The organism is Nonomuraea sp. NPDC049725, from assembly GCF_040674795.1.
Taxonomy (GTDB): Bacteria; Actinomycetota; Actinomycetes; order Streptosporangiales; family Streptosporangiaceae; genus Nonomuraea; species Nonomuraea ceibae.
In genome coordinates this window covers 375,706-389,689 of record NZ_JBFANJ010000009.1, presented here as the reverse complement: position 1 = coordinate 389,689, position 13,984 = coordinate 375,706, and the positions used below count along the sequence as shown (strand labels likewise).

The window sequence follows — 13,984 nt, the reverse complement described above, 5'->3', positions numbered from 1 at the left end:
CTTCCTCCTTACTCTGACGCCGCATGCCCCTGGACGAACAGCTCAAACAGCAACGAGAAGGTCGATGACCGCGCGCTCCACGGTCCCGTGCGTGGCGAGCATGCCGTGGTCGACGTCCGCCCCCAGCTCGGTCAGCGCGCCCGCGATCGTCCGGCCGCGCTCGTACGCCTCGATCACGCGCGGATCCACGTACGAGGAGCGGGCGACCGTCGGGGTGTTGCCCAGATACTCCGAGACCTCCCGCATGACCCGGGTGATCGCGCGCTTCCTGGCCGTGGCCGAGTCCGCCTCCTTGGACACCGCGAGGCCGACGGCGGCCAGGACCGTGGCGTGCCAGGTGCGGAAGTCCTTGGCGGTGAAGTCGCCGATGGTGTCGCGCAGGTAGGCGTTGATGTCCTCGCTGCGCACGTCGGCCCAGCCGCCGTCGTCGCGCCGGTAGCGCAGCAGCTCGCCGTCGGCGCGCAGCGCCTTGAGCGACCTGATGACCCGGCAGGCGCCCGCGTCGGCCACCTCCACCTCGCGCGGGATGTCGCCCTTGGCCGGGTAGCAGCAGGTCACGGTGTTGCCGGAGCAGGTGACGTGCTCCATCCTGAGCGTGGCCAGGCCGTAGGTGTCGTAGCTCTCGCCGCCCACGCGGAAGAAGCCCACGTCCAGCAGCCGCGCGGCGGCGGCCAGCACCCGCTGCCGGGTCAGACCGCGCCCGGCGAGCTGGTCGTCCACGGTCTTCCTGAACGCCGGCAGCCGCTCGGCCAGCTCCAGCACCCGGTCGAACTTGGCCTCGTCCTGCTGCCGCCGCCACTCCTCGTGGTAGAGGTACTGCCGTCGGCCCGCGGCGTCGGTTCCGGCCGCCTGCAGATGGCCGTGCCCGGAGGCGCAGATCCACACGTCGGTCCAGGCCGGGGGGATGACGAGCGCCTTGATGCGCTCCAGCGTCGCCGGGTCGCGCACCGGCTCTCCGTCCGGCCCGTGATAGCTGAAGCCGCGCCCGCGGCGGCGCCGCACGATGCCCGGCTCGTTCTGGTCACTGGGATGCAGCTCCGGCACGCCGGCCCGGCTACCCACGACGTTAGGCGGCAAACGGCACGGGCAGGTGGCCCCCATGACTGAAGACCGGAATTGGCAAGAGACCAGGGACGGCCGCGGCCACGCCATGGTCCCCGCCACGCCGCGCGACGTGGTGCACATCCGGGTGGGCTCGTTCCTCCTGGTGTTCCTGTTCGCCTTCGCCGTGCTCGGCGTCATCGCCCGCGCGCCCGTCATCACCGGGTTCGCCGTCGTGGCCGCCGTGGTGGTCGTGATCGACATCGTCATGGCCGTGCGCCGTCAGAAGAACCGCGACACAGGAGAGGCGGGCTGAACTCCCCCATGTCAGCACATCCCCTCCAGGACAAGGTCGTCGTCGTCACCGGCGCCAGCGGCGGCGTCGGCCGCGCGGTCGTGCGCGAGCTCGGCCGCCAGGGCGCCAAGGTGGCGCTGATCGCCCGGGGCACGACCGGGCTCGGCGCCGCCGCCGTGGACGTCGGCGCCGCCGGCGGCGTCGGGCAGGTGTACGAGGCCGACGTCGCCGACTACGACCAGGTACGGCAGGCGGCCGAGCAGGCCGAGGCCGACCTGGGTCCCATCGACGTGTGGATCAACGTCGCCTTCTCCTCGGTGTTCGCCCCGTTCACCGACATCGAACCCGCCGAGTTCGAGCGCACCACCGCCGTCACGTACCTGGGCTACGTCTGGGGCACCAGGGTCGCCCTGGACCTGATGAGGCCGCGCGGGCGCGGCGCGATCGTGCAGGCGGGCTCGGCGCTCTCCTACCGCGGCATCCCCCTGCAGTCGGCCTACTGCGGCGCCAAGCACGCCATCAAGGGCTTCACCGAATCGGTCCGCACCGAACTGCTGGCCGAGCGGAGCGGCATCCACATCACCATGGTGCAGCTGCCGGCCGTCAACACGCCGCAGTTCGACTGGGTGCTGTCGAAGCTGCGCCGCCACCCCCAGCCCGTTCCCCCGATCTACCAGCCGGAGGTCGCGGCCCGGGGCATCGTGCACGCCGCCGCGCATCCCGAGCGCAAGGAGTACTGGGTGGGCTCCATGACCGTGGCCACGCTGCTGGCCCAGCGGATCGCCCCCGCGCTCGTGGATCGCTACCTGGGCAGGACCGGCGTGGACTCCCAGCAGACCGGCGAGAAGCCGCCCAGCGGCGTGGCCAACCTGTGGGAGCCCGCCGACGAGACGGCCGACTACGGCGCGCACGGCAGCTTCGACAGCAAGAGCCACGGCCGCAGCCCGCAGCTCTGGCTCTCCCGCCACCGCGGGGCCGTGACGGCGCTGGCGGGCGCGGCGGCCGGGGCCGTCCTGCTCCGCCGCGTGCTGCGCTGACCCGCTCGCGAGCCCTGCCGTCCAAGCCGACCAGGAGGTGGCCTGATGGCCGACCTAGATCTTCAGTTCCTCGGGGAGCTGGCGGCGCAGTTGCGGGTCGACTCCGTGCGCGCCGCCGCCGCGGCCGGATCCGGCCACCCCACGTCGTCGATGTCCGCGGCCGACCTGATGGCCGTGCTGTTCGCCGGCCATCTGCGCTACGACTTCGCCGATCCCGCCAACCCGGCCAACGACCATCTGATCTTCTCCAAGGGGCACGCGTCACCGCTGCTCTACTCGCTGTACAAGGCCGCCGGGGCGATCAGCGACGAGGAGTTGCTGTCGTTCAGGAAGCGCGGCAGCCGCCTGGAGGGCCACCCGACGCCGCGCCTGCCCTGGGTCGAGGTGGCCACCGGCTCCCTCGGCCAGGGGCTGCCCGTGGGCGTGGGCGTGGCCCTGGCCGGGCGGCTGGAACGCATGCCGTACCAGGTGTGGGTGCTCTGCGGCGACAGCGAGCTCGCCGAGGGCTCGGTGTGGGAGGCCGCCGAGCACGCCGGCAGCGAGGGCCTGTCGAACCTCACGCTCGTCGTGGACGTGAACCGGCTCGGCCAGCGCGGCCCCACCCGGCACGGCTGGGACCTGGGCGCGTACGCGCGGCGGTTCGGCGCGTTCGGCTGGCACACCGTCGAGGTGGACGGGCACGATCCCGGGCAGATCGACTACGCGCTCGGCGACGCCCGCAGCACGCGCAGGCGGCCCACCGTGATCCTGGCCAAGACGCGCAAGGGCGAGGGCGTCCTGGAGGTCGAGAACCGCGAGGGCGCGCACGGCAAGGCGCTCAAGGAGCCGGACCTGGCGGTCGAGGAGCTGGGCGGCCGGCGTGACCTGCGCGTCGAGGTGCGCAAGCCGGACAACGGGGGCGACCCGTACCGCTTCCCCGACGGCGAGCTGCGGCTGCCCGAGTACGAGCTCGGCGCGCGAGTCGCCACCAGGACGGCGTACGGCGAGGCGCTGGCGGCGCTCGGCGCGGCGCGCGGCGACGTGGTCGCGCTCGACGGCGAGGTGGCCGACTCGACCAAGGCCGAGGCGTTCGCCCAGCGGTTCCCCGAGCGGTTCTTCGAGATGTACATCGCCGAGCAGCAGCTCGTCGCCGCCGCCGAGGGCCTGCGCATCCGGGGCTGGATCCCGTACGCGGCCACCTTCGCCGCCTTCCTGACCCGCGCCCACGACTTCATCCGGATGGCCGGGGTGTCCCAGTCGTCGATCCGGCTGGTCGGCTCGCACGCGGGCGTGTCGATCGGCGAGGACGGGCCGTCGCAGATGGGGCTGGAGGACCTGGCCATGATGCGCGCCGTCTACGGCAGCACCGTGCTCTACCCGTGCGACGCCAACCAGACGGCGGCACTGACGGCCGAGATGGCGGACCTGTTCGGCGTCGCCTACCTGCGCACCACGCGGGGGGACACGCCGGTCGTCTACCCGCCCGGCGAGCGGTTCCACGTGGGCGGCTCCCGCGTGCTGCGCCACTCCCCCGCCGACCGGGCCACGATCGTGGCGGCGGGCATCACCGTGCACGAGGCCCTGGCCGCGCACGAAACGCTGGCCGGCGAGGGCATCCACGTGGGCGTGATCGACATGTACTCGGTCAAGCCCGTCGACGCCGCCGCTCTGGTCGAGGCGGCCACCACGACCGGCAACCTGATCACCGTCGAGGACCACCGGCCCGAGGGCGGGCTCGGCGACGCCGTCCTGGACGCGGTCAGCGAGCTCGGCCCGCGCGTCGTCAAACTCGCCGTCCACGGCCTGCCCGGCTCGGCGACCCCGCAGGAACAGCTCGCCGACGCCCGCATCGACCGGGACGCCATCGTCGCGGCGGTCAAACGGCTCATCTGAGGCACACGCGAGTCTGAGGCACACGCGAGAAGACCTCCACCCGGGCTCCGGGTGGAGGTCTTCTTCCCGCGGTCAGCGGGACTTGGCCGTGGCGCGCCGGTTGGCCTTCTTGATGGCGTCCACCAGCTCGGTCTTCTTCATCTTCGACCGGCCCTTGATCCCCAGCCTCGACGCCACCCCCTGCAGGTGATCCTTGCTGGCGTTGGCGTCGACGCCCTCGGCCGTGCGGCCGGACCGGTCCGTGGCCCCCTTGTCGGAAGGCCCCTTCTTCGCCTTCGGCTCCCAGTGGTCGCCGACCTTCTCGAAGGAGTGCTTCAGCGCCGCGAAGGCCGTCATGTGGGCGCGCCGGCCCTCGCCGTACTCCTCGACGGCCGAGTCGTGCGCCTTCATCCACGTGTCCTGCGCCTTCTTGGGCGAACGGCGGATGGTCTGCGGCAGTTCCTGACTGGCTGGCATGTGGCTTCACCTCCTACAGCGGCGGCTCGTCATGGTGCCGACGCTCCTCGTACACCGTGGTCCTGCGTGCCTCGGGCTCCTCGTAGATCTCGTGCCTGTGGACAGGCTGTTCGATCGGGCCCACGGCCCTGCGGGTCACGCTGATCCGGTAGATGCCGAAACCCAGCCCGACCAGCCCACCCAGCATGATGATGACGCCGACGATGTTGATGTCGAGACCGGCGAGGTCGAATTCGACGGCCCAGGTGAGGATCGCACCGAGCATGATGAGGATGATGCTTCCGGCGATGGTCATTTGCTTTACCTCCTTGGCACGAGAGAACCTCTATCCATATGTGGAAAAACAAACCAATCGTGGTGATCGGGCTGATGGGCAGCGGTAAGACGACCGCTGGCCGGCTCCTCGCGGAGTCCCTCGGGCTGCCCTTCAGCGACAGTGATCCGTTCCTGCAAGAGCGTTACGGGCTCAGCGCGGCCCAGATCGCCGCGCGTGACGGCGCCGACGTGCTGCACCGGCACGAGGCCGAGCACGTGCTGCACGAGCTCGCCGACGGGCCCAAGGTGATCGCCGCGGCGGCGAGCACGCTGGAGAGCCCCGAGGTGCGGGCCGCGCTGCGCGATGCCCTGGTCATCTGGCTCGACGCCGACGACGAGGTGCTGACGCAGCGGATGCGCTCCGGCGACCACCGGCCCGACTTCTCCCCCGCGGCGATGCGGGCCAGGCGCGAGCGCTTCTTCACCGAGGTGACGGACCTGAAGTACGACGTGGGGGCGTTGCGGCCGGAGGAGGTGCTGGCGGCGGTCCGCCGCGATATCGGCTTGCCCCCCGCCGAACAGGGCTGATAGCCATGGGCGATGTTCTCTGACAAACCTGTGCTGGTGGGCTCCCGCGTGACGCTGCGGCCGGTCGGCCCCGAACACGCCGAGGGCCTGTTCGAGCTGGTGTCCGACGCCGAGGTGCGGCGGCTCACCGGCTCGCACGGGGAGATCGACCTGGAGGCCGCCCGCCGCTGGTGCGCCACCCGGGGCGACCACGACGACCGCCTCGACCTGGCCATCATGGCCGGTGACAGCTACGTGGGCGAGGTGGTGCTCAACGAGCTCGACCCGGCCAACCGGTCGTGCAACCTGCGGATCGCGCTGCTCGGCTCGCGGGTGTTCGGCAAGGGCTACGGCACCGAGGCGATCGAGCTGGTGCTCGGCCACGCGTTCACCAGGACGCCGCTGCACCGCGTCAGCCTGTGGGTGCACACCTTCAACGAGCGGGCCAGGCACGTGTACAAGAAGGCCGGGTTCGTGGAGGAAGGCGTGCTGCGCGACGCGCTCCACTGGGACGGCGCCTGGCACGACTCGGTCATCATGTCCGTACTGCGGCCGGAATGGCTGGCAGGATCCCGGAGCCTGCAATAATGATCATGACCACGGGCTCCCCGAGGCGCGCGGGGAGCCTGTGGTGTCCTGGCACCAGGCGCAACCAAACGCCGCGGTCGCGCATCTAAGCCTTCGATGATGCGCTCGGTGCCCGGTGACCCCGACAGGCTTGGCGGCTACTGGCCGGCAGGCAGGCTCAGCGCGTCCCGGCGCGGCGTCGTCTACGACGCCTACGACGACGAGGGGCGCAGGTTCGCGGTCCTGGTGCCGCGCGGCGCGCTCCCGCCGATCCGGCCGGTCGCCCACCCGTGCCTGGCCGAGGTGGTCGAGGTCCGGCCCGACGCCGCGCCCGCCTACCTGGTCACCGCCTTCGCCGACGGGCCCTCCCTGCGCGAGGCCGTCGAACGCCACGGCCCCTACTCCGGCGGCGAGCTCCTCACGCTCGCGTCCGCGGTCGCCGCCGCGCTGGCCGCCCTGCACGAGGCGGGCGTCGCCCACCAGGACTTACGGCCCGAGAAAGTGCTGCTGAGCGCCGACGGCCCCAAGGTCGTCGGCATCGGCGGGCCCGGCGCCGTCGCCGGCACCCGCACCTACATGGCGCCCGAGGTCTTCACCGGCGAGCCCGCCGGGCCGCAGGGCGACGTGTTCGCCTGGGGCGCCCTCGTCCTCTACGCGGCCACCGGGCGCGACCCCTTCAGCGGCGCCAGCCTGGGCGAGGTCATGCACCGGCTGCTGTCCGCCGACCCCGACCTGACCGTGCTGCCCGGCACGCTGCGGCCCCTCGTCGGCCGCGCCCTCGCCAAGGACCCCGCCGCCCGCCCGCCCGCCGCCGACCTGCCCGGCCCGCCGCCCGGCGGCCCCGCCGTCGTCCCGGCCCCCGGACTCACCGGCCCGCCGCCGCTCGGCGAGGTGGCCGAGCAGGTGTACGCCACGCTGACCGGCCCGCAGCGCGCCGAGCTGCCGGGGCTGCTGCTGACGCTGCTCGAAGGCGGCCCGGCCCACGACGAGCACGGCACCCTGGCCCGCCTGGAGGAGGCCGGGCTGCTGGTCCGGCCCAGCCTGCGCGTCCCCCCGGTGGAGACGCCCGCGGGCACCCTGGTGGCGATCGGCGGCCACGGCATCGTCCCCGCCAGCGCCGCCCTCTACCGCGCCTGGCCCCGCCTCCGCACCTGGACCGCCCTCCACCCCGACACCGGCCACCCTGCCCCCGACCACCCCGCTCCCGAGGACACCCCCGCGACCGTCCACCCTCCGGCGACCGCCCCTGCGGACGAGCTCCCTCTCACGGGTTCCCCTGCGGGCGACCTGCCTCACGCGGCCTCCCCCACGGGCGGCCTACGTGGGCGGTCCTCTGGGGGTGACCGTCGTGAGCAGCCGCCGGCGGCCCCTTCTGCGGGCGCTCGGCGTTCGGGGCCCGCGCCCAATGCCGGAGGCCGGGTGCGGCGGTTCCGTCCGCCCAGACGCTCCCACGGCCCCGGGGCCCGGTGGCGCCGGCGGAGCGGGGTGGCGGCGCTGGCGGCGGCCGTGGCGCTGCTGGGCGTGGCCGTGGTGACCGTCAAGGAGCGGCCCGAGCAGGTCAGCCGGGACAACGCGCGCCTGGTGGCCGCCAGGGCGGAGGCGCTGCGCACCGAGGACCCGCAGACGGCGATGCGGCTCAGCGTCGCGGCGTGGCGGCTGGCGCCGGTGCGCGAGGCGCGGGCGGCGTTGCAGGCGTCGCTGTCGCAGGAGGAGCTGGGCGTGTTCACCGACCCGGTGCCCACCCGGGGGGCGCGTTACCGGCTGAGCGGCGACAGCCTGGTGCGGTGGGAGGGTGACGCGGTCACCGCGTGGGACGTCCCGACCGGCCGCCGCCTGGCGACCCACCCGCTGCCCCCGGCCACGACGGGCGTGAGCGACGACGGCCGCTACGCCGAGACGGCGGGCGGCACCCCGGTGGCGGTGGCGACGGGGGCGCAGACGGATGCCGCGTTCCTGGTCAGCGTGGGCGGCCGGACGGAGCTCTTCTCGGGCGGCGAGCGGCTGCTGGAGGTGGCGGGCGGCCGGGTGGCGCTCTCGCCCGACGGCCGCCGGGCGGCCGTTTCGAGGCCGGACGGCCGGGTGGAGCTGTGGGACGTGCCGAGGCGCGCGCTGACGCGGGCGATCCGCGTCGCCCCCGAGGAGGGCGCGGCGCCGCTGGCGTTCAGCCCGGACGGCCGCCTGCTGGCGGTCGCGGGCGCGAAGACGTTCCTGATCGGCGCGTCCACCACCCGGACGCTGACCCCCACCTCCGACGCCCCCACCTCCGAGCCCCCCGCTCCCGCCGAAGCCGCATCCGAGGACACCGCTCCCGCCGAAGCCGCGTCCGGGGAGCCCGCCGGGCCGCCCGTGTTCAGCCCCGACGGCCGGTTGCTGGCCGTGGCGAGCGGCGACGCCGTGCGGCTGTGGCGGGTCGGCGACGGGCGGCTGCTGAAGTCGGTCGCCCTGCAGTCACCCGGCCACTCCTACACGTTCTCGGCCGACGGCCGCGCCCTGCACTACCTGAGCGGCCCCGGCACCGTGATCTCGCTCGACGTCCAGGAGACCGGCGAGGCGCGGGCCGACGCGGTGCGGGAGGTGTGCGCCAAGGCCGGCGGGCTGAGCGAGGCCGAGTGGCGCAGGCTCATCCCGGAGACCGGCTACCGGCAGGTGTGCTGAGCGCGTGCCCGCAGCGGCGGGCCGGCCTGGTGCCGCCTGCGGTGAAGTCCGGGTCGAGCTCCACGTCCGTGAGGATGGTGCCCTCGACGGGCCGCCGCACCGTGGTCATCCGGCCGCAGTCGTAGAACACGTACGACCCGGCGTCCTGTCCGAGGACGAGCCACCGTTCGCGGGAGACCGGCTTGCCGTCGCCGTCGCGTACGGCGGCCCACTGGTTGGGGAACCCGGCGAGCTGGAGCACGAGGTTGCCGTTGCCGTTGGCGTGGATGTCCTCGGCGCCGTCGGTCATCCAGCCGACGAGCACGAACCCCAGCCCGATGCCGACGAACGCGCTGGTCAGCACGCGCATCCCGGCCCGTCCGGCGGGCCGGGCGCGCAGCAGCCGGTACGGGACGAGGAAGCCGAGGAGGGCGACGGCCACGACGGTGACCAGCACCGGCGTGCCGGTGACCTCCAGGCCGCTGAGCAGCCCCCAGTAGGCGCAGCCCGACAGCAGCGCGGCCACGGCGGCGGCCAGCCAGGGCTTCTCCCGGGCCCAGGCGATGGCCCGGCCCGCCGCCCCGCGCGTCACCCGGTCGAACAGCCACGCGACGCCCACCACCAGCCCGGCGAGCGGCAGCAGCGCCAAAAACAGCACGACGAGCGTGGTGACGAGGCGGCCCAGGATGCCCGCCTGGTCGAGGCCGGCCTGTTCTGGGGTGATGCCGAAGGTGTCGTAGACGCTCTCGAAGCCCATGTACAGCAGCGCGTACAGCCCGACCGCCACGGGCACGACGACGGTGCCGAGCTTGTCGAACAGGTCCAGCACGCTGCCCCGGTCCACCGGCTCCGCTCCGGTGCGCTCCTCGGTGGGCAGCACCGTTTGATGACTCATGTGACGGCAGTGTGGCTTGTGAATATTGATAACGGATCGACGGGAGATAACCGATTGGGCGGCAAGCCGGCGACCAGAGGGCGGCAAGAGGCGGCGCGCATGCTTCCGGCATGAGCACCGTGAAGCTGAGCACCGTGAAGATCCCGGCGGTCGCGCCCCGCCGGCCGGACGAGCGCGAGCCCGACCTCACCTCGATGTACGTCATCCACCGCGCCATGCTCGCCGACCTGCGCCGCCTCGTCGCGGCCTGCGCGCAGGGAGGGCGGGACGGCCCGGTACGCGCCTACACGGCGGCGCTCCTGACCGAGGTCGACCACCATCACGCGAACGAGGACGACCTGCTGTGGCCGGTCATCGAGCGCACCGCGGGCCATGCCGTGGACCTGTCCCCGTACACCGACGACCACCAGGCGCTCGGCCCGGTCCTGGACCGGTGCCAGGCGGCGCTGGACCGGGACCTCGCGGCGCTGGGACACGCCCTGACCGAGCTGCTGGAGCTGCTCGACGACCACATCGCGGAGGAGGAGTCGGAGCTGTTCCCGATCATCTTCCGGTTCGTCCCGTACGAGGCGTACGCGTGGGTGGAGAAGCAGGTCGGCAAGCGGGCCACGCCGCGTCAGCTGATGTTCACGGCGCCGTGGCTGCTGCGGTACGCCACGCCGGAGGAGGGCGCGCGGCTGCTCACGGCGGCGAGCCCGCCGCTGCGCCTGCTCGTCCCCGCGCTCAGGCGCCGGTACGCGCGCCGCGAGATGCGGACGTTCGGCTGAGTCAGGCGAGCGCCGCGCGGGCCGCCTCGCGCCAGGCCGCGACGCCGGCCCGTTCCGCCACCTCCAGGGCCTGCCGGTAATGGGGCTCGGCAGGGCGTCCCAGGTAGGCGGCGAGGTCGCCGAGCACCTGGGCGGTGGGCCAGACGGCCAGGTAGCCGGTGCCGCCGACCGGCTGCCCGGCGTACGGCAGCAGCTCCTCGTACGCGCAGGCCGCCCGCGCCCGGTCGTCCAGCGCCACCCCGAGCAGGCCGCGCACGGCGGTGAGCAGGTGCCAGAAGTAGTCACGCCGCAGCGGCCCGGCCGGGACGGGCACCAGCGCCCGCGCCTCGGCGGCCCGCCCGGCATGGCAGAGCGCCAGCGCGTACAGCTCGGCCGTCTGGTCCCGCCACGGCTCGTAGGCGGCGAGCGGCTCCAGCCGTGGCAGCAGCGGCGTCAGGTCGCCGCGCAGCAGCCGCATCCCGTACAGGCCGAGCGCGAGCAGCCCGGTCTCGTGCTGCCACATGCCGAGCCGCCCGGCCAGCTCGGCGGCGGCGCGGTAGCGGGCCTCGGCCTCCGCGTCGTCACCGGCCAGCACCGCGCGGAGCCCGTCGTAGAAGCCGGTGACGACCAGGGTCAGCGGCAGGTCGTACCGGGTGGCGAGGTCGCGGGCGGCCGAGGCGTGCGCGTCGGCGGCGGCGAAGTCGGCCTCGCCCGTGGCCGCCTGCATGAGCATGAGCCGGGCCAGCGCCTCGACGGTCACGTCCGAGCCGGACAGGGTGAGCAGTTCGGTCCCGATCGCCTTGCGCTCGGCCAGGCCGTCGTAGCGGAACGACTGGTGGAAGCGGCCGTTGAGCGCGAGCACCAGCAGCGGGCGGTCGCCCAGGCGGCGGGCCATCGCGACGGCCTCGCGGGAGGCCAGGTAGCCGCGCTCGGTCGGCTCGCCTTCGAGCTCGAAGCCCAGCGTGGTGAGCAGCCGGCAGCGGGTGCGGCTGTCGCCCGGCGGCAGCGTGGCCAGCGCCGCCTCCACGGCGTCGATGAGCGCGGTGTCGAGGCCGCCGTACTCGCGGTTGCTCCAGAACGTCGGCACGTCGAACGAGACGATCACCCGGGCGAGCAGGGCCGGGTCGCCGAGCGGGAGCGCGTCGCGGACGGCCCGCTCGCGGTGCGCGCGGGCGGCGACGAGCCTGCCGGAGTTGGCCAGCGACGAGACGAGGCCGAGCGTGAGCTCCAGGCGTTCGCGGGGGTCGCCGGTGAAGGCGTCCAGCGCCTGCTGCCACAGCGCGGCCGCCTCCTGGTGCGCGAAGCGGCGTCCGGCCTGCTCGGCGGCCAGCCGGGAGTAGCGCACGGCCTTGGCCGGGTCCGCGCCGCCCGCCGTGTAGTGGTGGGCGAGCGCGGCCACGTCGCCCGGGTCGTGCTCCTCGATGGCCCGCGCCACCCGCTGGTGCATCCTGGCCCGCCTGATCCGGGACAGGTCGTCGTACAGCGTGTCGCGGATGAGCGCGTGCGCGAACCGCAGGCGGCCCGCCCGCGGCTCGGTCAGCAGGCCCGTGACCAGCCCGGCCTCGACGGCGTCGAGCACGCTCTCCTCGTCCGCGCCGCTGACGGCGGCCAGCACGTCCACGTCGCTCTCCCGGCCGATGACCGCGCCGTGCCGCAGGATCGTCGCCGCCTGCGCGGGCAGCCGGGCGACGCGGCGGCGCAGCACCTCCCGCACCCCCGCCGGGATCGCCGCCGGGCCCTCGGCGTCGAGCAGGCGCGCGGTCTCGCGGACGAAGAACGGGTTCCCGCCGGTCCGCTCGGCGATCTCCGCCACCGTGCCGGGCGGGGCCGGGCGGCCCGTGGTGGCGCGGATCAGCTCGGCCACCTCACCGGCGGCCAGGCCGCCGAGCTCGATCCTGGCGGGCCCGTGCGCGGCCAGCGCCGCCAGCGCGTCCGCCAGCGGCTCGCTGGGCTCGGTGTGCCGGTACGAGCCGACCACCAGCACCGGCAGCCCGGCGGTCTCCTCCACCACGTGTACGAGGATCGCCAGGGTCTCGGCGTCGGCCCGGTGCAGGTCGTCCAGGACGAGCAGCAGCGGCTCCCCCACGCCCGACACGAACGCGCTCACCGCCCGGCGCAACCGGAACCTCGCCGTGGCCACGTCGCCCCGCACCGGCGCGTCGAGCAGCAGCGGCGCCAGCGGCGCGGCGTCGGCGGGCGGGAAGCGGGCGGCCAGCTCGCGCAGCAGCTCCGCCCACGCCCACCCGGCGGGCGCCCCCTCGTGCTCCGGGCACCGCCCCCACGCCGCCACCCACCCGGCGCCCGCCAGCCTCGCGCGCACCTGCTCCATGAACGCCGTCTTCCCCACCCCCGGCTCCCCGCTCACCAACACCACCCCACCCCGAGCCTCCCCACCCCCGGGAAACCCGCCCGCCCCCACACCCCCCGGGGCAGCCGGAACCCCCGGAGCGGACGAAACCCCCGGGGCAGCCGAAGCGCCGCCCGGAACCGCCGACGCGGCCGGGCCCCCCGAAGGCCCCGGAGCGACCGGTCCGGCCGGAGCCCCCGGAGCGCCGCCCGGAGCGGGCGGAACCTCCGGGGTGGCCGGGAATCCCGCAGCATCGGGGACCGGCGGGGTCCCTGGGGTGGGCGGGTAGCTCGGGTGGGTGGTGAGGGTGAGGACGGTGGTGAGTTCGGCGTGGCGGCCTATGTACGGGCCGGCGGGGGCCGTGGGGGCGGAGGGCCGGGCGGGAGGCGGGGCGGGGTCGCTGAGGTGGGGGGCTTGGGCGAGGATGTCCTGTTCGAGGCGCCGCAGTTCGGGCCCGGGGTCGACGCCGAGTTCGTCGGCCAGGACGGCGCGGGCGCGGCGGATCGCGCCGAGGGCGTCGCCCTGGCGGCCGCACCGGTAGAGGGCCCGGGCCAGCAGCGCCCAGGCGCCTTCGCGCAGCGGGTGTTCGCCGGCCAGCCGTTCCAGGTCGGGGATGACGCGGGCCGCCCCGCCGAGCCGGATGACGGCGCCGGCGTGCCGTTCCCTGGCGGTCAGCCGCAGCTCCTCCAGCCGGGCGGCTTCCGCGTCGGCCCAGTGGGAGCCGGCGAATTCCTGGTAGGCGGGCCCGTGCCACAGGGCGAGCGCCTCGGCGAGCGGTTCGGGTCCGGCCTCCGGGTCGGCGACGAGGGCTTCGAACCGCCAGGCGTCGACCGCTTCGGCGGGGAGCCGCAGCGCGTAGCCGGGGGGCTGGGTGACGAGCACCTGGGCGGGGGAGCGGGGCGGGCGGCCGGGTTCGAGGGCCCGGCGCAGGTTGGACACGTACGACTGGACGGCGGCGAGCGCCTTGGGCGGCGCCTCCTCGGCGTAGAGGTCGTCGATGAGCCGTTCGACCGGCACCACCTGGCCGCCCGCCGCGAGCAGGCGGCCGAGCACCGAGCGCTGCCGGGGCCTGCCCAGCGCGACCGGCTCGCCGCCGAGGCGGGCGGCGAGCGGTCCCAGGACCTGGAATGTCAGCACTGGTCCTACTTTTCCAGGTTGCCGGGGAGCCTGGAAGCCGGGCGGGTTCGGGCGCATACTCCCGTTGGGGAGGGCAGACCACAGCCCGGCGTCTCCCGCCGGTTCCGCTGGGGCTATCGCGGCACGGGACCTGCC

Annotated in this window: 12 protein-coding genes; 7 read left to right on the top strand and 5 right to left on the bottom strand. The window is 74.6% G+C overall.

The genetic code is table 11. The features are described 5' to 3' along the window. Positions 1 to 42: 42 nt before the first annotated feature. Positions 43 to 1,044 (bottom strand): DNA topoisomerase IB, encoded by a 1,002-nt coding sequence (locus tag AB0J53_RS25185; protein ID WP_364176371.1) that lies wholly within the window; start codon positions 1,042 to 1,044, stop codon positions 43 to 45. A 55-nt stretch (positions 1,045 to 1,099) separates the two neighbouring features. On the opposite strand from AB0J53_RS25185, the gene AB0J53_RS25180 reads away from it, so the two are divergent. From AB0J53_RS25180 to AB0J53_RS25170, 3 genes are read left to right on the top strand one after another with little or no spacing between them, the layout of a single operon-like run. After that, positions 1,100 to 1,357, top strand: coding sequence for a hypothetical protein (locus tag AB0J53_RS25180; RefSeq protein WP_364176368.1), 258 nt, complete (start codon positions 1,100 to 1,102; stop codon positions 1,355 to 1,357). Positions 1,358 to 1,365: 8 nt separating this feature from the next. Beyond that, the gene (locus AB0J53_RS25175) at positions 1,366 to 2,373 is read left to right on the top strand and encodes an SDR family oxidoreductase (protein ID WP_219517982.1); all 1,008 of its coding nucleotides are present in this window, start codon (positions 1,366 to 1,368) and stop codon (positions 2,371 to 2,373) included. A gap of 45 nt (positions 2,374 to 2,418) precedes the next feature. Continuing rightward, the gene (locus AB0J53_RS25170) at positions 2,419 to 4,245 is read left to right on the top strand and encodes a transketolase (RefSeq protein WP_364176365.1); all 1,827 of its coding nucleotides are present in this window, start codon (positions 2,419 to 2,421) and stop codon (positions 4,243 to 4,245) included. 72 nt (positions 4,246 to 4,317) lie between these two features. Here the strand turns inward: AB0J53_RS25170 and AB0J53_RS25165 are convergent, their stop codons facing one another. Together AB0J53_RS25165 and AB0J53_RS25160 are read right to left on the bottom strand one after the other, a co-directional pair. Continuing rightward, positions 4,318 to 4,701 carry a ChaB family protein gene (locus tag AB0J53_RS25165; protein WP_219517985.1) on the bottom strand — a complete coding sequence of 128 codons (384 nt, stop codon included), beginning with the start codon at positions 4,699 to 4,701 and terminating at the stop codon, positions 4,318 to 4,320. A gap of 13 nt (positions 4,702 to 4,714) precedes the next feature. Further along, positions 4,715 to 4,996: a hypothetical protein gene (locus AB0J53_RS25160; RefSeq protein ID WP_219517986.1), complete on the bottom strand. Its 282-nt coding sequence runs from the start codon at positions 4,994 to 4,996 to the stop codon at positions 4,715 to 4,717. Positions 4,997 to 5,055: 59 nt separating this feature from the next. Here AB0J53_RS25160 and AB0J53_RS25155 point away from each other — a divergent pair, with 59 nt between their 5' ends. From AB0J53_RS25155 to AB0J53_RS25145, 3 genes are all read left to right on the top strand, one after another. Next, entirely contained in the window at positions 5,056 to 5,544 is a 489-nt protein-coding gene (locus AB0J53_RS25155; RefSeq protein ID WP_364176361.1) for a shikimate kinase, read from the top strand. A 12-nt stretch (positions 5,545 to 5,556) separates the two neighbouring features. After that, positions 5,557 to 6,111, top strand: a complete 555-nt coding sequence (locus tag AB0J53_RS25150; protein ID WP_364176358.1) for a GNAT family protein — start codon at positions 5,557 to 5,559, stop codon at positions 6,109 to 6,111. A gap of 108 nt (positions 6,112 to 6,219) precedes the next feature. After that, positions 6,220 to 8,745, top strand: coding sequence for a protein kinase (locus AB0J53_RS25145; protein ID WP_364176355.1), 2,526 nt, complete (start codon positions 6,220 to 6,222; stop codon positions 8,743 to 8,745). On the opposite strand, the gene AB0J53_RS25140 is transcribed toward AB0J53_RS25145, so the two are convergent. Then, entirely contained in the window at positions 8,711 to 9,619 is a 909-nt protein-coding gene (locus AB0J53_RS25140; RefSeq protein WP_364176352.1) for a hypothetical protein, read from the bottom strand. The two genes, AB0J53_RS25145 and AB0J53_RS25140, sit on opposite strands and share 35 nt — an antisense overlap. Before the next feature lie 110 nt (positions 9,620 to 9,729). Here AB0J53_RS25140 and AB0J53_RS25135 point away from each other — a divergent pair, with 110 nt between their 5' ends. Further along, complete coding sequence (locus tag AB0J53_RS25135; protein ID WP_364176349.1) at positions 9,730 to 10,386, top strand: hemerythrin domain-containing protein; 657 nt, start codon at positions 9,730 to 9,732, stop codon at positions 10,384 to 10,386. A gap of 1 nt (position 10,387) precedes the next feature. Here AB0J53_RS25135 and AB0J53_RS25130 read toward each other — a convergent pair whose 3' ends face one another. Continuing rightward, the gene (locus tag AB0J53_RS25130) at positions 10,388 to 13,849 is read right to left on the bottom strand and encodes a BTAD domain-containing putative transcriptional regulator (protein ID WP_364176346.1); all 3,462 of its coding nucleotides are present in this window, start codon (positions 13,847 to 13,849) and stop codon (positions 10,388 to 10,390) included. Positions 13,850 to 13,984: the final 135 nt, after the last annotated feature.